Origin of the sequence: Kribbella sp. CA-247076 (genome assembly GCF_050942445.1) — a bacterium.
In the GTDB taxonomy this organism is placed as follows: domain Bacteria; phylum Actinomycetota; class Actinomycetes; order Propionibacteriales; family Kribbellaceae; genus Kribbella.
In genome coordinates this window covers 1,991,794-2,009,545 of record NZ_CP192051.1, presented here as the reverse complement: position 1 = coordinate 2,009,545, position 17,752 = coordinate 1,991,794, and the positions used below count along the sequence as shown (strand labels likewise).

General features: G+C 69.4%; 17 protein-coding genes. 10 read left to right on the top strand and 7 right to left on the bottom strand.

The annotated features are described in order from the left end of the window. Nucleotides 1-28: 28 nt before the first annotated feature. Nucleotides 29-991: an SMP-30/gluconolactonase/LRE family protein gene (locus ACQPYZ_RS09710; RefSeq protein WP_433167115.1), complete on the bottom strand. Its 963-nt coding sequence runs from the start codon at nt 989-991 to the stop codon at nt 29-31. Nucleotides 992-1,120: 129 nt separating this feature from the next. Here ACQPYZ_RS09710 and sigM point away from each other — a divergent pair, with 129 nt between their 5' ends. The 3 genes from sigM to ACQPYZ_RS09695 all read left to right on the top strand — a co-directional run bounded on the left by sigM (nt 1,121) and on the right by ACQPYZ_RS09695 (nt 5,294). Next, nucleotides 1,121-1,852 (top strand): RNA polymerase sigma factor SigM, encoded by a 732-nt coding sequence (gene sigM, locus ACQPYZ_RS09705; RefSeq protein ID WP_433167114.1) that lies wholly within the window; start codon nt 1,121-1,123, stop codon nt 1,850-1,852. A gap of 43 nt (nt 1,853-1,895) precedes the next feature. Further along, on the top strand, nt 1,896-4,628 hold the full coding sequence (locus ACQPYZ_RS09700; RefSeq protein ID WP_433167113.1) for a BTAD domain-containing putative transcriptional regulator: 2,733 nt from the start codon (nt 1,896-1,898) through the stop codon (nt 4,626-4,628). A 105-nt stretch (nt 4,629-4,733) separates the two neighbouring features. Further along, on the top strand, nt 4,734-5,294 hold the full coding sequence (locus ACQPYZ_RS09695; RefSeq protein WP_433167112.1) for a dihydrofolate reductase family protein: 561 nt from the start codon (nt 4,734-4,736) through the stop codon (nt 5,292-5,294). Nucleotides 5,295-5,384: 90 nt separating this feature from the next. Here the strand turns inward: ACQPYZ_RS09695 and ACQPYZ_RS09690 are convergent, their stop codons facing one another. From ACQPYZ_RS09690 to ACQPYZ_RS09675, 4 genes are all read right to left on the bottom strand, one after another. Then, the gene (locus tag ACQPYZ_RS09690) at nt 5,385-6,644 is read right to left on the bottom strand and encodes a hypothetical protein (RefSeq protein WP_433167111.1); all 1,260 of its coding nucleotides are present in this window, start codon (nt 6,642-6,644) and stop codon (nt 5,385-5,387) included. A 14-nt stretch (nt 6,645-6,658) separates the two neighbouring features. After that, entirely contained in the window at nt 6,659-7,159 is a 501-nt protein-coding gene (locus ACQPYZ_RS09685) for a SigE family RNA polymerase sigma factor (RefSeq protein ID WP_433167110.1), read from the bottom strand. 169 nt (nt 7,160-7,328) lie between these two features. Continuing rightward, on the bottom strand, nt 7,329-8,690 hold the full coding sequence (locus tag ACQPYZ_RS09680) for a dipeptidase (RefSeq protein WP_433167109.1): 1,362 nt from the start codon (nt 8,688-8,690) through the stop codon (nt 7,329-7,331). 4 nt (nt 8,691-8,694) lie between these two features. Continuing rightward, nucleotides 8,695-9,624 carry an EamA family transporter gene (locus tag ACQPYZ_RS09675; RefSeq protein ID WP_433167108.1) on the bottom strand — a complete coding sequence of 310 codons (930 nt, stop codon included), beginning with the start codon at nt 9,622-9,624 and terminating at the stop codon, nt 8,695-8,697. Nucleotides 9,625-9,680: 56 nt separating this feature from the next. Between ACQPYZ_RS09675 and ACQPYZ_RS09670 the strand changes: the two genes are divergently transcribed. The 5 genes from ACQPYZ_RS09670 to ACQPYZ_RS09650 all read left to right on the top strand — a co-directional run bounded on the left by ACQPYZ_RS09670 (nt 9,681) and on the right by ACQPYZ_RS09650 (nt 15,113). Further along, nucleotides 9,681-10,313 (top strand): CGNR zinc finger domain-containing protein, encoded by a 633-nt coding sequence (locus tag ACQPYZ_RS09670; RefSeq protein ID WP_433167107.1) that lies wholly within the window; start codon nt 9,681-9,683, stop codon nt 10,311-10,313. A 111-nt stretch (nt 10,314-10,424) separates the two neighbouring features. After that, nucleotides 10,425-10,838 carry a nuclear transport factor 2 family protein gene (locus ACQPYZ_RS09665; protein WP_433167106.1) on the top strand — a complete coding sequence of 138 codons (414 nt, stop codon included), beginning with the start codon at nt 10,425-10,427 and terminating at the stop codon, nt 10,836-10,838. 83 nt (nt 10,839-10,921) lie between these two features. After that, the gene (locus ACQPYZ_RS09660) at nt 10,922-11,575 is read left to right on the top strand and encodes an RNA polymerase sigma factor (RefSeq protein ID WP_433167105.1); all 654 of its coding nucleotides are present in this window, start codon (nt 10,922-10,924) and stop codon (nt 11,573-11,575) included. Continuing rightward, nucleotides 11,572-12,450 (top strand): hypothetical protein, encoded by an 879-nt coding sequence (locus ACQPYZ_RS09655; protein WP_433167104.1) that lies wholly within the window; start codon nt 11,572-11,574, stop codon nt 12,448-12,450. Before ACQPYZ_RS09660 ends, ACQPYZ_RS09655 begins: the two co-directional genes overlap by 4 nt. Before the next feature lie 62 nt (nt 12,451-12,512). Continuing rightward, nucleotides 12,513-15,113, top strand: coding sequence for a glycoside hydrolase family 20 zincin-like fold domain-containing protein (locus ACQPYZ_RS09650; RefSeq protein WP_433167103.1), 2,601 nt, complete (start codon nt 12,513-12,515; stop codon nt 15,111-15,113). 7 nt (nt 15,114-15,120) lie between these two features. Here the strand turns inward: ACQPYZ_RS09650 and ACQPYZ_RS09645 are convergent, their stop codons facing one another. Continuing rightward, nucleotides 15,121-15,981, bottom strand: coding sequence for an SDR family NAD(P)-dependent oxidoreductase (locus ACQPYZ_RS09645; protein ID WP_433167102.1), 861 nt, complete (start codon nt 15,979-15,981; stop codon nt 15,121-15,123). Nucleotides 15,982-16,122: 141 nt separating this feature from the next. Between ACQPYZ_RS09645 and ACQPYZ_RS09640 the strand changes: the two genes are divergently transcribed. Both ACQPYZ_RS09640 and ACQPYZ_RS09635 read left to right on the top strand, forming a co-directional pair. Beyond that, entirely contained in the window at nt 16,123-16,455 is a 333-nt protein-coding gene (locus ACQPYZ_RS09640) for a hypothetical protein (protein ID WP_433167101.1), read from the top strand. Nucleotides 16,456-16,638: 183 nt separating this feature from the next. Beyond that, the gene (locus ACQPYZ_RS09635; protein ID WP_433167100.1) at nt 16,639-17,034 is read left to right on the top strand and encodes a hypothetical protein; all 396 of its coding nucleotides are present in this window, start codon (nt 16,639-16,641) and stop codon (nt 17,032-17,034) included. A 7-nt stretch (nt 17,035-17,041) separates the two neighbouring features. Here the strand turns inward: ACQPYZ_RS09635 and ACQPYZ_RS09630 are convergent, their stop codons facing one another. Then, entirely contained in the window at nt 17,042-17,563 is a 522-nt protein-coding gene (locus ACQPYZ_RS09630; RefSeq protein WP_433167099.1) for an MBL fold metallo-hydrolase, read from the bottom strand. Nucleotides 17,564-17,752: the final 189 nt, after the last annotated feature.

Here is a 17,752-nt window from a genome sequence, read left to right as displayed (position 1 = left end):
CACCGGGGCCGTACCGGACGGGAGCAGGTCAGCGGATGCCGGGGACCTCGGTCACCGTGAACGGTGGTGCAGGCGGATTCCCGCCGAACTGGCTGTTGACCCACAGCAGCCTTCGTCCGTCTCGCGCCACCGCGGTCGGGGCCTGCGTCCGTGGGGCTGTCCCAGACCTGTGGACCAGCCGAAGGGCTGTCAGGTCCGCGTTCAGAACGGCCAGGTCGACCGCGTAGTTGGTGTTGCCCTGCCCGTCAGGGAAGTTGACGTCCGCGTAAAGCCGCCGGCCCTCGAGCAACAGTCCGTCCATAGTGACCAGGAAGCCTCCGCTGACCGCGACCTCGGTGACCGCTCGGGTGCGTAGATCGACGCGGAACAGGCGGGCGTCACCTGGCAGGCCGGATCCCTCGACGCTATCGGCGATGAGCGCGATCCGTCCGCCCGGTGTTCCCACGATCCCGTTCAGGAACCCGGGTTGAGCCGGAAAGTCCTCGGACGACAGCCAGCGGGACAACTCGCCGATCTGGGATCCGCGCACCGGCGCCCGCCACAGCGACCCGGTGAACGAGTCGGTCACGTACACAGCCTCATCGGTCACGATCAGGTCGTTCAGTGCGGATCCCGTGTCGGGGACCGTGCGCTTGGCCAGGAGTGAACCGTCGGGGTTGTAGACCCAGATCGTGTCGGTGTCCCACCCGGCTACCCAGATGCGGCCGCGCCGGTCGACCTCGACCCCGGAGGCCTTGATCCGGCCGTCGGCGCCCGCCGGCTTGAAGACGTGCATCATCGGGTTGCGGGTGTTGCCACGGTAGATCGCGCCGGTGCCGAAACTGGAGACGTACATCGTCCCGTCGCGGCTCACCGAGATGCTCTCGGGGAGGACGCCCTGGTCCCGGGAGACGATGTAGGTGGTTGGTCGCGGGCCCGGGTCCGCGCCGGCTTGACCAGCCGAAACGGTGACCGCGCCCAGGATGACGAGTGCGCAGATGAGCTTCTTCATACCGCGACCCTCAACGAACCGAACCCCCTGAACCAGCCCTTTTAGCTGACCCTGAACCGTCTTGGGGACGGCTGCGTGTAGGGGGTGTCGCGCGCAGCAATCGACGATGGCAGTGAGGAAGGTGGAGCCATGTCACCGCGGATCTCGCGCAGGGCGGTCTGTTCATCCGGTTCGTGGGTCGACGAGGCCGCCTGCGAGCTGAGCGATGCCGAACTCCTGAGCAGGCACGTGGCCGGCAACCCGGAGATGTTCGGATTTCTGGTCCGGCGGCACTACGACCGGATGTGGGCGGTCGCGATCCGGACGCTGGGTGAGCCGGAGGAGGCCGCGGACGCGCTGCAGGAGGCGTTCATCTCGGCGTTCCGGCGGGCCGACTCGTTCCGCGGCGACGCCAAGGTGACCACCTGGCTGCACCGGATCGTGGTGAACGCCTGCCTGGACCGGATCCGCCGCCGCCAGGTCCGCGCCGCCGACCCGCTGCCGGAGGACGAGGACCGCGCGGCCGAGCTGGCCGGCCCGGCCGAGGACGACCCGGCCGAGGTCCGCGAGCGCCGGCTGGACGTGCTGAACGCGCTCAAGCAGATCAACTCCGACCAGCGCAGCGCGCTCGTGCTGGTCGACATGGAGGGCTACTCGATCGAGGAAGCGGCCGCGATCCTGGGCTGTGCGCCGGGTACGGTGAAGAGCCGCTGTGCCCGCGGCCGAGCCCGGCTGCTGCCGCTGCTACGGCACTGGCAGACGACCAGGGGCGGCTCGGAGCAGTCCGACGTACCGGGCACAACCGGAGCGGCGGGCGTGACGTTGACCAAGGCAACATCCTGTGTGCGGGTCGGAGGCTCCGCGAAGGAGCCAGTACGCTGAACCCTCAAGACAGCGTCTCGCCGCGGGGTCGAGGAAAGGGTCGATGACATCTGGGAGTGAGCTCGAGATCTCGTTGCTCGGGCCGTTCGAGGTCCGGAGGTCCGGCGATCCCGTGTCCGTACCCGCGGGCGGCCAGCGAGTCCTGCTGGCGGCGCTGGCGCTGGCGGCCGGCACCGTGGTCCCGGTCGAGACGCTCACAGACCAACTGTGGGACGAGCAGCTGCCCGAGAGCCCCCGGAGAGCCTTGCAGCAGATCGTCGTCCGCCTGCGCCGATCGGTCGGCGAGGCGGTCAGGACCGGTCCTGGTGGGTACTACCTCGACGTCGACCGCTCACAGGTCGACGCCCTGCGCGCCGAGGACCTGATCAGGCGAGCCGACGATTCCGAGCCCCGTACGGCGCTCACGCAAGCGCTCATGCTGTGGCGGGGAACCGCGCTCGGTGGAGTCGGATCGGATGCCCTCGTCCGGCAGCACATGGCCCGCCTGACGGAGCTGCGACTGGTCGCCCAGGAGCGCCTGTTCGATCTCGATCTCCGGACCGGGGACGCGGCCCGCTGGATCGCTGACCTGCGCGATCTGGTCGGCGTTCATCCTCTGCGCGAGTCGTTGTGGGAACGACTGATCCTGGCCCTCGCGCGGAGCGGCCGACGCGCAGAGGCGCTCGCCACCTACGAGGAAGCACGCGCGCTCACGGTCGACGCGCTGGGGACCGAACCCTCCGCACGACTGCGGGCTCTACATCTGGACCTGCTCGGCGAGGACGAGACCGTTGCTGTCCAACGTCCGGTGCCCCATCAGCTCCCCGCGTCCCCACAGCACTTCACCGGCCGGACGACCGAGCTGACCCGTCTCGACGAGCTGTGGCAAGCCGGATCGAGAACGTTCGTGCTGCACGGTCCCGGTGGCGTCGGCAAGTCGGCGCTGGTCCTGCGCTGGGCAGCCCGCCTGGCACCGGAGTGCCCCGCCGGTCAGATCTTCCTCGATCTGCGCGGCTTCGGCCCGGATCAGCCCATGGAGCCCGGCACGGCTCTGGGAATGATGCTGCAGGCAGTCGGAGTCGCCAGCCGGTCGCTCCCGCCGACCGTCGCGGAGCGAAGTGCTCTGTGGCGAACACAGACTGCCGACCAGTCACTGATGGTTGTCCTGGACAACGTTCGGGATGCCGACCAGCTGCGTCCGCTCCTGCCTGGCCCGGGGTGCACGACGATCGTCACCAGCCGCAACAGTTTGCGCGGGTTCGCGGTGCGTGAAGGTGCGTCTCGGTACTCCGTCGGCACGTTGAGCGTCGACGAATCGCAGGCTGTCCTCACCGCCGCGCTCGGGTCGGCAGCCGTCAGCAACGAACCGGAGGCCGCGAGGCAGCTGGCGGAGTTGTGTGGCCACTTGCCGTTGGCGCTGGTAGTAGCCGCACAGGTCGTTGCCGACGACCCCGATCGGTCGATCGCGGCTGCGGTCTCCCGGCTTCGGTCACATCAGCCTCGGCTCGATGTCCTGGCCGACACGCTCGACCCGTCGGCGGATCCACGTCAGGTCATCTCGTGGTCCTACACAGCTCTTGATGACGACAGCAGGCGCGCGTTCCGGATTCTGGGCCTGCACCCGACGCCGACCGTCGAGACCCACGCAGCCGCAGCCTTGCTCGGCCGGTCGGTGCCGGCCACCCGTCAGCTGCTCGACCGGCTCGTCGCCGTCCATCTGATGCACCCTGTCGGGTCCGACCACTACGGCTTCCACGACCTGGTCGCGTGCTTCGCCGCCGAGGTGGCCGAACCCGATGACGAGGCGCTCCGGCGCATGACGGATTGGTACCTGGCCACGCTGCAGGTGTCACGGTCGACGGCGTACGCGAATCCGGCTCTCCGGCCGGCGACGCCACCGCCCGCGCCGGTGTCGCCTCGCGCGGCCGACGGATTGAACGGAGCCACCGAGTGGTATCTGCGGTCCGAGCACGCCATCGTCGAGGTCGTCCGCCTGGCCGGCCGTCGCGGCTGGCATGAGTCGGCTTGGAGCCTCGCGGCGCTGCTGGGTGACTTCCAGAGCTCGTACGCGCACTCCGCGCAGCAGTCGGTCACTTCGGGGATCGCCCGAGAGGCCGCACGCGCTCTGGGCGACCCCGACAAGGAGGCATTGGCCCACTTCCTCTCCGGCGTCGCCAGCAACGTCGGCGGCGATCCGGTCGCTGCCCTCGGCTGGCATCGGCGCGGCCTCGAGTTCGCCCGGTCCGCCGGCAACCGGCGGCTCGCCGCCACGATCCTCGCCGCGATGGGAACCTCCCACCAAGCGACGGGCGATCTGGCCGCGGCTCGGTCGACCTGCGAGGAGTCGGTGCGCCTCGCCCGCGGCCTGCCCGAGTTCCCGCTCCGGCTCGCGCACTCCCTCGTGAACCTGGCGTCCATCGAGTCCGAGTCGGTCGACTGGTGCGACGCGGGGCAGGAGCACCTCCGCGAGGCGATCGAGATCTACCGGGCCCAGGGGGCGCGCTTCCACGTCGGGCTCGCGCTGGCCAACCTGGCTCAGGTCGCCACGACCGCGGGGCATCCCGAAGCGGCGCTCGAGTACGCCGACGAGGCGATCAAGCTGGTCGAGGGCATGGAGGACGGGCTGGTCCGGCCGACCGCGCTCCGGGCCCGCGGTGGGGCGCTCCGGGCCCTCGGGGATGTGGACGGGGCTGCCGTCGCGTGGTCCCAGGTGCTCGGCGAGATGCGATTCACCGAGCCGCAGCGAGCGGCTGACCTCGAACGGGAGCTGGCCGGGTTGTCGTCGTACCGGGCGTGAGCTCAGCGGTGTAGCCGAGGTGAAACCGGTGTGTAGCCGGCTCCTGGTCTACTCCTGTACTCCGACGGCCGGGCGGTCTTCGTCAGGAACCATGAAAGGAAACCTGTGCGCAACCTGATCCTCACGACGTACATCTCCCTGGACGGGGTCATCGAGAACCCGCAGAACTGGTCGATGAAGTACTTCTCCGACGACGCCGGCCAACTCGCCACCGAGATCCTCACCGGTGCCGACGGCCTCCTCCAGGGGCGGGCGACGTACGAGGGCTTCGCCCAGAACTGGGCCGAGCCCGGCGAGGACGATTTCAGCCGGCACATGTACGGCATGCGCAAGTACGTCGTCTCGAGCACGCTGACCGAGGCCGGCTGGAACAACAGCCGGCTCCTCACCGGCGACCTCGTCCAGGAGGTCACCAAGCTCAAGGCGGAGGACGGCGGCGCCATCCTCAGCTACGGCTTCGGCTCGGTGGCCCACACCCTGCTCGCCGCGGGGCTCGTCGACACGCTCCACCTCTGGGTGCACCCCGTCATCGTCGGCGCCAAGGCCGGACCGAACGACCTCGCCTGGAACGCGAAGGATCCCGAACAGCACTTCGAGACCGCGCAGGTCCGCACGCTCAGCTCCGGCGTCACCGTCCTCACCCTCACCAAACCGCGCGGAAACTGAACGTCGGCCGCGCACGCGGCGCGACAGTCGGGGGACCGTGGCGGTCCGGCGCGAGGCCGGACCGCCACGGCGCGCTCAGTGGGCTGGTGACTACTTGGTTCCGGGGAAGGCCCAGGACTTGCTCCCCGCCATCTGCAGGAGTTGGTCCGTGGAGAAGGCGGGCTTCGGGCGGGTGTGCCGGGCGTCCTTCTCCTGCGGGCCGTTGTAGCTGGTCATGCTGATCATGCGGCCGTCGGGGTAGTGGATCTCGACACGGCTCGACACGACACCGTTGACCTTCTGCCGGGCGTCGGCGTACACCGGCTCGTTCTTGACCCACCCGACCACGGAACCGTCCGGGCGGACGCGGCAGTTCGGGATACCTTCCGGCCCGCACTTGGTGACCGGCTGCTCGTAGGTGAGGAACGCGTCGATCCGGGACAGGCCCTTACCGTCGTCGATCACGAAAGCAGCGCCGTTGTGGCCTTCCGAGCCGCCTCCCCACGTCTGCGGCCTGGTGACTGTCAGGCCTTTGGGCAGGACGTTGCGCAGGGTCTGCAGTGTCTGCTGCACCGGCACGGCAGGCTTCCCTGCGCCGGGAGACTTCGGCTCCGGCTTGGCCGGGTTCGAGCTCGGAATCGGCTGCTTCGCCGGGAAGCGCCACGCCTGGTCGTCCGCGAGAGCGGTCAGCGCGGTGACCGACAACGCGGGCTCGGCCCGGCTCTTGTCGACCCCCTTCTCCTCGGCGGCGTTGAAGCTGATCAGGCTGATGCTTCCGACGCCGGCCCGGGTGACGAGCACCGAGTTGCGGACGACACCTCCCGGGTTTCCCTCTCCGTAGGTGGGCTCCTTGGCGGAAACGGTGATCAGCGACCCGTCGGGACGCCGTACGCAGGTCCCCGGCTGCGGGTCGACGCACGTCCCGTCCTGGCCGTCGGCGCTGACTGCGATCGACAGCTTGGACGGGCCCTTGCCGTCGTCGACGACGACCGCCGCGCCGTTGAACCCGGGGAATCCCCAGGTCTGCTCCTGGCCGACCTTCAGGTCCGGCGGCAGCAGCGCCAGGAGCGTCTCCAACGTCTCCTTCTGCGTGACAGCACCAACCTTCGCCACGGCCGAGGCAGTGGCCGGACCGGCCGCCGGCGCCTCGCCGGCAGGCTCGCCGCTGCCGAAGACCTGGGTGCCGCCGACGATGACGCCCAGGGTGGCCAGGACGGCGGTCGCGCCGGTCAGACCGCGTACGGCGATCCGGCGGCGGCGGAGCGTCACGCCGTGCCGCATGCCGCGCTCGACCAGGTCGGTGGACGGTGGCTCGAGGTGCTCGGTCGCCCGGCGCATCAGGTCGGGCAGGGTGTCGTTCAGGTTGTTCATCGTGGATCCTTCGTTCAGGAAGCGGTCAACTGGACGGCGTCGTCGCCGAGGACGGCCCGGAGCCGGTCCAGCGCCCGCCACGTCATGGTTCTGATCGCGCCGGGCTTCTTGCCGAGATCGAGCGCCACCTGCTCGACGCTGCGATCTTCGAAGAACCGCAGCACCAGCACGGCCCGGTCCAGCGGCTGGAGTTCGGCCAGCGCCCGCTCCAGGGCCAGCCGCAGCTCGATGTCGCCGCTGCGTACGGCGAGCTCGGGCACGGTCGAGGTCGGACGTTCGGACGAGCGCCGCCGGCGACGATGAGAGATGAACGTGCGCACCAGCACGGTCTGGGCGTAGGCCTGCGGGTTGTCGATCCGCCGCAGGCCGCGCCACGCCCGGAACATCCGCGCCAGCGTCTCCTGCACCAGGTCCTCGGCGTGGTGCCGATCGCCGACCAGTAACCAGGCCGTCCGGTAGAGATGAGGCGTCCGTGCCCGGGCGAACTCCTCGAATTCGTCATCCGTCGATCTCATAGCTGCCTTTCCCGTCGTCTCACCCTCTTCGACGCCCCACCCCGCCCACGACGTCACACCCCGATTCACTGAGACGCGGAAAAGTCAGCCGCCGTTCGGCTCCGGGGCCGCCCTGATCGCGCGGGTGATGAAGACCGGCGCCGGGCACACCCCCATCAGCGCCAGACCGTCACGCGTCAGGACGTGCGCCGCCGGTGCCGAGGTTGCGGAGCAGGAGGACTTCAGCGAGAACGACCCGTTCGAACTCGGCCAGGTGCAGCCCTTCGTTCGCGCCGTGGGCACGGGTGTCGGGGTCCTCGACGCCGGTGACCAAGACGCTCGCTGAGGGATACGCCTCCATGAACGTCGCGATGAACGGGATCGATCCGCCCAGTCCCATGTCGATCGGGGCGGTGCCGTCCCAGGCTTCGGTGAGTGCGTCCCGGGCAGCGTCGTACGCCGGACCGGTCGCGTCGATCCGGGTCGCCTCGCACGCCTCCACCACGGTCACGGTCAATTCCGCTCCCCAGGGAACGTGCCGCTCGCAGTGCTCGCGGAGCCGCGTGATCGCGTTGCGCACTGTGTCGCCCGGCGCGATCCGAAGACTCAGCCTGGCCCTGGCCGACGGGGTCAGCGTGTTCGAGGCACCGTCGACCTTCGGCGCGTCCAGGCCGGTCACGGTGAGGCTCGGTCTGGTCCACAGCCGCTCGACCGCGGTCCCGCTGCCGATCCACTGGAGCGGTGCAATCGCGCCGGACCCGAGGCGCAGCCGGTCGTCCGGGTAGTCCACCGCAGCCGCCCGTCCGGCATGCAGACCCTCGACAGCGACGTTGCCCTCGTCGTCGTGCAGGGACGCGATCAGCCGCGACACCGCCATCAGGGCATCGGGAACGAGACCGCCCCACATGCCGGAGTGCACGGCGTGCTCCAGCGTTCGGACCTCGATGTCGACGCTCACTTCGCCGCGCAGGCTGGTGGTCAGAGCCGGTACGCCGAGATCCCAGTTGCTCGAGTCGGCGATCACGATCACGTCGGCGGCCAGCTGATCGCCGTACTGCTTCAGGAACGCCGGCAAGGTGGCCGATCCGGTCTCTTCCTCGCCCTCGACGAACACGGTGAGGTTGACCGGCAGCTCGTCGCCGTACACCCGGACTGCGCCGAGGTGCGCGGCGATGCCCGCCTTGTTGTCGGCGGCTCCGCGGGCGTAGAGGCGCCCGTCGCGCTCGGTCGGTTCGAAGGGTGGTGAGTCCCAGTCGGCCGGATCGTTCTCGGGCTGTACGTCGTGATGGGCGTACAGGAGGACCGTTGGAGCGCCGATCCGGCGACTGCGTTTCGTGGCCACCACCGCCGGCGCACCCGACTCGGCGGTCAGGATCTCGGCCGAGAGCCCCTCGGCCGCGAACAGCTCGCGAACCGCCTCCGCGCAGCGCCAGACCTCGGCGCGTCTCGACGGGTCACTGCTGACGGATTCGATCCGGATCAGGACCTCGAGATCCCGGCGAAGGCCGGGCAGAACCTGCCCGACACGCGCCCTCAGGTCGATCTCGGGCATGAGTTCAGGCCTCGGCGCGGTCGCTATCGGGCTTCGACGAGGTGCGGGTGGCGCCGACACTTGCCGCAATCACACAGCCGATCGCGACGAGTTGCCACGGCGCCAGCCACTCCCGGAGGAGGACCGCGGCCACGAGGGCGGCCATCGCCGGCTCGAGGCTCATCAGGATGCCGAACGTTCGAGCGGGCAGGGAGCGCAAGGCGATCATCTCGAGGCTGTAAGGGATCACCGAGCTGAGCAAGCCGACCAAGGCCCCCAGGACCAGCAGGCGTGGATCGAGCAGGCGGTCGCCCGCCGCCGCCACGGCGAACGGAGCGAGCGCCAGCGTCGCCACCGTGCTGGCCACCGCCAACCCGTCGAGACCGGCCCAGCGACGTCCCGTCGCCGCCGTCGAGACGATGTACAGCGCCCAGCAGCCGCCCGCAACCAACGCCAGGACGAAGCCGAGCACATCCACCTTCGTCGGACCGGCGCCGAACAACACGATGCCCACCGCCGCCAACCCCACCCAGAGCAGATCGCGCGGCCGGCGACGCCCGACGGCCGCGACCGCCAACGGACCGATGAACTCGATCGTCACCGCCACCCCCAGCGGAATCCTGGCGAAGGACTCGTAGAACGCCCAGTTCATCGCCCCCAACGCCAGGCCGAGCGCCAGCACCGGCCGCCAGTCCCCCGCTGCCCGCCCGGTCAGCCGGGGACGCGCATACGCCAGCAGGATCAGCGTGCTCGTCAGCAGGCGCAGGAACACCATCCCGACCGGCGGGATCTCACCGAACAGGCCCTTCGAGACCGCCGCGCCGAACTGGACCGAGACGATGCCGACCAGCACCAGCGAGATCGGCGAGAAACGGGCAGCCTGCCCGGCCCGACCGGCAGGATCGACCTCACCGGACCGCGTCGTGCCGTCACCCGCATCCTGTCCCGCCGGCATCCTCTACCCCTCCGTTCCCTACATCAACACCAGCAAAGACGCTATGCTGGTTAGCCATGAGTGTCAACCGGCAATCGGGCTATGCTGGTGTCGATACGGTGGGAGAGGTGAATGAGATCGCGGAGGCGGGTTCGGGGAGCAGCGCCGTGACGCCGGCGCAGGCCCTGCTGTTGTGCGCTTTCGCCGATACGCTCGACGTCGATGTCGATGCGGACCCTCCCGAGGCGCTGTCCGACCCCGCGGCGCTGACCACGTGGCTCCGCCGGCACAACTTGGTCGGCGCCGACCACCGCGCCGACAGCGAGGACCTCGAGCTCGCACTCACGCTTCGATCCGGATTGCGCGACGCAATGATGCGGCACCACGACCGGGACCAGACCGCGCCGGTACCTGACCTCGACACGGCGGCCTCCGCGCTTCCCCTCCGGATCGTCTTCGACGGCACCCGCCCTCACCTCGCTCCCGCGATCGGCGGCGTCCGTGGCGGTCTCGCCCGGCTTCTCGTCGCGATCGCCGAGACCCAGGCCGACGACACCTGGACCCGCCTGAAGCTCTGCGCCGCGGACGAGTGCCAACTGGCGTTCTACGACACGTCCAAGAACCGCTCGCGGCACTGGTGCTCGATGGGCGTCTGCGGCAACCGGCAGAAGACCCGCACGTACCGCGCCCGTCAACGAGCCCGCCGATGACCCCGCTCGGCCGCCCGATCCGGTAGCGCCTAACTCACCTGGCCGAAATTCGATCGCGCATGGCCTTAAACTGGGTACACTGTACGGAGTTTATCGGCAAGGAGGAGCATCATGACAACGCAAACGGCCGGATACGAGCCGACCGAGGCGGAGATCGCGAGCGTGCTGGCGTGGTACGAGCGGTTCGACGCGCTGGCTGCCGCGCGCGACTACGAAGCGATGGCGGACGTGGCGGTGTTCCCGCTGAACGAGGTCACCGACGACGGGAAGGGAAACGCGTCGGCCGCACAATGCAGCCGGGAGGCGTACGTCGCTCAGATGGACCAGGTGATGGGTGGTGGCGGCGACGTCCGCATGGACACGACGCGGACGCCGTACTTCCTGTCCGAGGCGCTGGTGTTCGTGGTCACCGACGGCACGATGACGTACGAGGGGCACACGCAGCCGATCCGGTACGGCGACCTGCTGCTGAAGGTCGACGGCAACTGGAAGTTCCAGACCATGGCACAGGGCGGCTGGGGCTGACCCACCCCGGCCGTCGGACGCCGTGACGGTTTCGGGAACCTGACGGGACCGGGCAGACATATCAGCTAGTAGACGAACGATCCATGATCGAAGGGAACGCTGATGAGCTGTGGCGAGACCGGAACGACGACGTGAGCGTGGTGCAGGCCGCGCGGGAGGGCCTGATCATGACCGGCTCGGACGGCAACCTCTGGGACCGGGTGGCCGCGGGCGACTCGCAGGCGTTCGCCCAGCTGTACGACCGGCACTCCCGCGCGGTCTTCAACTTCCTGTACCGGCGGACAGGATCCTGGAGTGATGCCGAGGACCTGACCTCGGCGGTCTTCCTGCACGCGTGGCGACGGCGCGACGAGGTAGTGCTGGACCGTGACTCGACGCTGCCGTGGCTGTTGCGGACCGCGGAGTACACCGCCCGGAACGAATGGCGCTCCAAGCAACGGTATCGCCGTGCGCTGGCCGCCGCGCACCTGGTCACCGAGAACGTCCGGGACCACGCCGACGACGTCGCCGGTCAGACGGACGACGACCGGCGGATCAGTCCGGCCCGGAAGCTGCTCAAACGCCTTCCCCGGCACGAACGCGAAGTCGTCGAGCTGTGTATCTGGGCCGGTCTCGACCAGCAGGCGGCCGCGGTCGCGCTGAACCTGCCCATCGGCACCGTCAAGTCACGCCTGTCCCGCGCCCGCAAGCGCCTGCGCGAACTCACCACCCCTACGTCGTTGAGGTCACCATCATGAACTCTCAGTCGGTCCGTCCCCCGGAATTCGACCTCGATCCCCGGACCCGCGCACGCCAGCGGGCCGAGCTCGTCGCCATCGTCGACCACGAAGCGGCTTACCAGGCCTCGTCACCTCGCCGGCGGGCGGTCCCGCTGCTGGCGGCCGCTGCGGTCGTCGTCGTGATCGCCGGCCTCGCCTTCGCCGTACCCGCGCTGCGTGGCGACGAGGCGCAGCCACCCGCCGCCGGTCAGCAGACGGCGGTCGCGACACCTGCACTCGAGCCGCTCACCGCCGCCGAGCGCGCGGTCCACGCACGGAGGTGCGATCTCTCCTGGGGTGGGAGAGCCGGGGTGACCGGGCAGCCGTACACCGTGGTGGAGGCCTTCAGGTGGGTGAATCCGCCGGCCGACACCAGCGCGACCAGCTGGGTGCTGCTCAAATCCGCGAAACTGACCAGGGGGTGCGGGTTCGGCCCGGACGGGCGGATCTTGATGTCCAGGTTGCCGGGTGGCAGCGGAGTCCAGCGGGACGTGGTCGACGGCGGTGGCAACGGCAGCGGGACCTACACCAAGGGCGTAACCCGGGTCACGATTGCCCTCGGCAACCGTCCGGCGATCGAAGCGGTCCTGCGGAACGGGTTCTTCTTCGCGCCGACGAAGTACCTGAGCACCTACGACCCCAAGACCCCGGACGCTCCGCCGACGCACACGGTGCGCGCGTACGACGCCGCAGGGAAGCTGCTCTACGCGACCCCCAAGACGCAACGCGAATGGACCGCCGAGCTCGACGGCTGCTACACCGACCCCGACGGCACCCGGGTCGTCTTCAGCGGCGGCGGGATCTCCACCCCGCCCATCAGCCAGTGCAAACGCGGCGTCGCCTGGAACTGGTAACCACGTTCGATCTGGGTAGAAAGGGTTTACGGTCATGGCCGTTGTGTTCACAGTGAGACGCTATGACTTGGTCTTCGGCACGGCGGCTGGCAGTGGCCCTACTCGTTCTGGCGTCGACTCTGGTCGGCGGCACCGCCGCGCAGGCGGCCGCTCAGCAGTCGGCGCCTCCCCAGGGGACCGCTGCGCAGGCGGCTGCTGCGCAGGCGGCTGCGCTACCGGCGGTGCTGCCGGCTGTCAGGTCCTGGCAGCCGGCGGCATCGGGCGAGTTCACGTGGTCGGCCGGATCGCGCCTCGTCGTCGGCAGCAGTGGATTGCGTACGGAAGCGGAGACCTTCGCGGACGACCTGTCCTACCTCACCGGCAGTACTCCGGCAGTCGTCGAATCGTCGCCCGCGAGCGGTGACGTCGTACTGCGGCTCGACCCCACCCTCACCGGGGACGAGGCGTACCGGATTCAACTCGGCGACGTCACCACGATCACCGCGAAGACCGCCGTCGGGGCCTACTGGGGTACCCGGACCATGCTGCAGCTGATCAAGCGACAGCGCACGCTGCCGGCCGGGGTCGTCGACGACTCACCGCAGTACCGCGTCCGCGGCTTCCTGCTGAGCATCCAGCGGATGCCGCTGTCGTGGCTGGACAACATCCTGCGCGACATGAGCTACCTGAAGCTGAACGAGTTGACGCTGAGCTCCTTCAGCCTGACCGACGCCGACATCGCCGCCGTCCAGGCGATCGCGAAGCAGCGCCACGTCAAACTGGTCGGCTGGGCCAACAGCCCGAAGTTCCAGACCGGCTACATCCCCGAGCAGTACCGGCTGACGTACAAGTCCGGTACGTCGACGCTGCGCGACCCGATCTCGCTCGACGTGATGAACGCCGCCGGGGTGTCGTGGGCGACCACGAAGCTCGACGAGCACGCCGGCCGCTTCCCGACCGACACGTTCAACATCGGCGGCGACGAGTGGCCGCGGTTCAACATCCGCACGAGCGGGGTGAACGCGACGAACTTCGCGCAGCTCTACCAGCAGGCGATGGCGAAGTACAACGAGCCGGGCGCCGTCCAGGACGCCTTCCGCGCGTACATGAACCAGGCGAACGGAGTGATCCGCGCCCAGGGGAAGACCGCGCGGATGTGGTCCGACGACATCCAGCCCGCCACCAAGGTCGCGCTGGACACCAACCTCGAGCTCATGCACTGGTGGACCAGCGGACTCACGCCGGCCCAGCTGAAGGCGGCCGGCCACACGTTGATCAACTCCAACGCGGACTTCATCTACTTCAATCTCGGCACCACCCAGAACCCGCCGGACCGCATCTGGAACTCCTTCGACCCCGGCACCTTCAAGGGCGGGACGCGTCTGCCCGGCGGCGCCACCGACCCGGCGCTGGCCGGCATCCAGTTCTGCGTCTGGACCTCCGGCGCCGTGTACGACGCGGGCCGGCTGGAACGCGACCTCACCAGCCGGATGCGGCCGGTGGCTCAGAAGGCGTGGGGTACGACGCCGGTCTCGCCGACGTACGCCGGTGCGTTGCCGACGATCACCGCGGTCGGACGAGCGCCGGGCATCGTCGAGACCCCGATGTTCAACGACCCCGGGCTCGGAGCTACTCCGACCAGTCCGGCCATGCGCTACCAGAGCTCGCAGCAGCTCTTCACGTCGTCGTCCACCGGCGCACTGCACCATTCGCTGTGGACAGCGGCCGGTGGCCAGGTCGCTGAGGACCTGCTGCCGGCGGGCACGGTCGCGGGCCGGCCGGTGGCTCTCAACAGCGCGGGTGATCAGTTGAGCGTGTTCAGCCGGGGTACGAACGGGACCGTCCGCGAGACCCTGTACACACCCGGCACAGGATGGCGAACCACCGACTGGACCGCGGCCGCCGCAGCGAACGGGTTCGGGACGATCCGGTTCGCCGGCGACCCGGCCGCGTTCAGCTCCGGTTCCGCCCGCCACGTTTTCGGTGCCGACAGCAACGGCAAGCTGGCCCATCTGTGGTGGTCCCCGGGAGATGCCAAGGTGCACGGCGACAACTGGGGCGGGACGATCACGGGCACACCGGCAGCGTTCGTCTGGGGTCGCGGCCAGATGGTCTACGCACGCGGGGCCAACGGGACGCTGCACCGGTGGTGGTGGCAGCCGAGCGACGCGGGCGTCGTACAGCACGAGGATCTCGGGATCCCCGTTGCGGCGGGCACCAAACTCGCGGCCTGGACGACGTCGGGGACCCGCAAGGACAGCGCGGGGCGCAACATTCTCACCGCCCGGCAGTACGTCGTCCTGGTCGGCCCCGACGGCCGCATCGTCCAGTGGTCGTTCGATATGGACGGCGACCGGCCTACCAGCACCGACCTCACGGCGTCCACCGGCGTGGTGGCGACAGGCAGTCCGGCAGGCTACGCGGACTCCAACGGCAACCCGGCAATCTTCGTACGCCGGGCCTCCGACCAGCACCTGATCCGGCTACGCGTTCCGCAGACCGGCCCGCCCACGGTCGTCGACCTCACCGCCGTCACCCCGGGCACCCAGGTCGCACCGACGGGCGACCCCGAGGGAATGCGCTACGACGCCGAGCTCCATGTCTTCGCACCCGCCCCCGACGACCCACGCCACCACTGGTGGTCCACCCCCGCCGACCAGCCCCGCCAAAACAGCTGGAGGTGAGGCGCGGTCAAGGCGTGGTCGCCGAGCTCTGAGCCAGGTTGCCGTGCGCCTCCACCGAGAGATCCTGCCCGTCGCTCCAGGTCTTGAGGCGGTCGGCGTACACCTGCTCGAGCATCTGGTGGAACCCCTGACCGAAGAGCACCCGCAACGGTGGGTTGTCGGAGTCGACGATCTTCAGCAGCGTCCGGGCCGCGGCGGCCGGGTCGCCCGCGGGCTGGTTGCCCATCATCCCGGCGAGACGCTGACGAAGGCCGTCGTACGCCGGATTCGTCTCGGCCAGATGCCCGTTGGCGAGCGGATCCGGGTTCTTGCCTGACCTGGTGGCGAAGCCGGCCGGCTCGATGACGGTCACCTTGATGCCGAAGTCGGCGGCCTCCCGGGCGAGCGTCTCGTTCAGGGCTTCGAGGGCCCACTTGGACGCCTGGTACGCGCCGCCGAGCGGCATGGCGATGAGCCCGGCGATCGAGGAGAGTTGGACGACGTGGCCGGAGCCCTGCGCGCGCAACCGCGGAAGGGCCGCCTGGATGACCCATGCCGCACCGAACACGTTGGTCTCGAACTGGTCGCGCAGTTCCTGCTCGGTGAGTTCCTCGATCGCACCGATCTGGGCATAGCCGGCATTGTTCACCACGACGTCGAGGCGGCCGAAACGATCTGTCGCCCGCTGCACACTGTCGAAGACGGTGGCCCTGTCGGTCACGTCCAGCTCGAGCGGAAGCACCGCGTCTCCGTAGGTGGTGACCAACTCGTCAAGACTCGCGGTACTGCGCGCGGTCGCGGCCACCTTGTCTCCGCGTGCCAACGCGGCCTCGACGAAGCTGCGACCGAGGCCGCGGGACGACCCGGTGACGAACCAGACCTTGCTCATCTGTCTTCCGTTCTCTCGTGGCTTCCCTGTCGCCCACGAGACGCCGCTGCCCCGATCGCTGTGACACCGCGGCCAGTGACGTCCGCCACGGCCGCGGCTGTCAGAGCTGGTTGAGCCCGGCTGCTGGTAGCGTCGTTCGCCGTGTTGTCCCCGGAGAGCGACGTACGGACGGTGGATCGGACGTGGCGGGTTGCCGCGTTCGTGCTGATCCCGCTGAACATCGTGCTCGCGATCGTCGAGGTGTTGTCCTACGCCTCCGCGCAGGAGGACTGCCCGTACGACGAGGACGGCCAGTGCGTGCGGAGTCTGACCGACGACCTGCAGACCGCAAACGTCTTCATGGCCGTCGCACTCTTCGCCCTGGTGCCGGCGGCCCTACTCCCGCTGCGCCCCGCCACCACCCCCTGGCGCATCCTCTGCGTCCTCGTCCTCGCCCTCTCATTCACCGTCCGCCTCGCCCTCCTCACCTCCTGACCGACGACCGTCCACCCGGGCGGCCCGGCCCTCTCCAGGATGACGGTGTCGCTCACCCGTCGGAATGACCGCGATCAATCTCCGGAGGGATTCGGCCGACAGGTTCACCCTGGCAGGCTCTGCGGGGACATCACGGGGCCAGACGTCAGGGTCGTGCCCCGGCTACCTCTGGAGGACAGGACAGTGAAGAAGTTGGCGGCCATGCTCGTGGGTGGCCTTGGCATCGCGGGGCTGGCGGCATCGCCGGCGTCCGCGGGCACGTTGATCCCGTGGGCGGAGAACGCTGCCGGATCCCGGGGCTACTTCCAGTACGACGGTGACTACGTCGGCACCCTGGACTGGGCGTTCGACAACAAGAGCGCCGTGACCCGCTGGGTGACCGACTACGGCCGCCGGGGCGAGTGCATCGACTCCGACGGCGCGCAGAACGGTCAGACCGTCTGCAACCACGACCTGGCCGAGAGCGGACACATCCGTCTGCAGGTCTGCCACAAGAACTACAGCGCAGGCACCGGCTTCACCGGCTGCTCGGCCTGGAGCGAGTGGATCTCGATCCGCGACGGCGTTCCGACGTCCTGAGACGGCGTCAGGAGCCACTCGACGGCAGGGGCGCGGCCCGGAGTCGGGCCGTGCCCCTCTCCAGCAGCGGGCGGCCGTGGCCGAAGCAGACGACGTCCGCCTCCAGGGCGGCGAGCTTGCGGAAGGACGCTGCGGCCGTCTCCGTGTCGAGGTTGAACACGCCGAGCATCACCGCGCCCTCGTGTTCCGCGGCGATGTCGCCGGTGAAGAGTACGCCGTACTCCGGAAGGTGGATCGCGATGCTGCCGTCGGTGTGCCCGGGCGTCGATACCACCACCGCTCCACCACCGAAGTCGAGTACGTCGCCGTCGCCGACCTCCTGGTCGACCTGGACAGGTGGCGCGGGAGGCAAGCCTGCCGCCACCAACCGGTGAAGCTCGAGCTCCTGCTCGGTGAAGTTCGGCGGTGGCCCCTTCACCTCCCCGCGGATCACCGGAGCGTCGGCCGCGTGGGCCACCACCGGCACACCCCACGCGGCCACCTCGGCGGCGCCGCCGGCATGGTCGTCGTGGAAATGCGTCAGCACCACCCGGCGGAGGTCACCACGGCCGAGCCCGATCGACGTGAGCGCTTCGCTGATCGCCGTACCAGCACCCGCGCCCCGGAATCGACCAACGTCACCCCGTCGTCGTCACACCACAAGTACGCCTGATAAGGCCCAAGCCCAACCCGAAACAACCGATCCGCCAGCCGATCCACGCTCATGTACACAGTCCTT

Bases quoted from the DNA above. Each gene is read 5' to 3' on its own strand.
- ACQPYZ_RS09700 (WP_433167113.1), top strand. From the start codon at position 1,896: ATGACATCTGGGAGTGAGCTCGAGATCTCGTTGCTCGGGCCGTTCGAG.
- ACQPYZ_RS09685 (WP_433167110.1), bottom strand. From the start codon at position 7,159: ATGAGATCGACGGATGACGAATTCGAGGAGTTCGCCCGGGCACGGACG.
- ACQPYZ_RS09670 (WP_433167107.1), top strand. From the start codon at position 9,681: ATGAGTGTCAACCGGCAATCGGGCTATGCTGGTGTCGATACGGTGGGA.
- ACQPYZ_RS09650 (WP_433167103.1), top strand. From the start codon at position 12,513: ATGACTTGGTCTTCGGCACGGCGGCTGGCAGTGGCCCTACTCGTTCTG.
- ACQPYZ_RS09675 (WP_433167108.1), bottom strand. From the start codon at position 9,624: ATGCCGGCGGGACAGGATGCGGGTGACGGCACGACGCGGTCCGGTGAG.
- ACQPYZ_RS09680 (WP_433167109.1), bottom strand. From the start codon at position 8,690: ATGCCCGAGATCGACCTGAGGGCGCGTGTCGGGCAGGTTCTGCCCGGC.
- ACQPYZ_RS09665 (WP_433167106.1), top strand. From the start codon at position 10,425: ATGACAACGCAAACGGCCGGATACGAGCCGACCGAGGCGGAGATCGCG.
- ACQPYZ_RS09655 (WP_433167104.1), top strand. From the start codon at position 11,572: ATGAACTCTCAGTCGGTCCGTCCCCCGGAATTCGACCTCGATCCCCGG.
- sigM (WP_433167114.1), top strand. From the start codon at position 1,121: ATGTCACCGCGGATCTCGCGCAGGGCGGTCTGTTCATCCGGTTCGTGG.
- ACQPYZ_RS09660 (WP_433167105.1), top strand. From the start codon at position 10,922: ATGATCGAAGGGAACGCTGATGAGCTGTGGCGAGACCGGAACGACGAC.
- ACQPYZ_RS09690 (WP_433167111.1), bottom strand. From the start codon at position 6,644: ATGAACAACCTGAACGACACCCTGCCCGACCTGATGCGCCGGGCGACC.
- ACQPYZ_RS09710 (WP_433167115.1), bottom strand. From the start codon at position 991: ATGAAGAAGCTCATCTGCGCACTCGTCATCCTGGGCGCGGTCACCGTT.
- ACQPYZ_RS09645 (WP_433167102.1), bottom strand. From the start codon at position 15,981: ATGAGCAAGGTCTGGTTCGTCACCGGGTCGTCCCGCGGCCTCGGTCGC.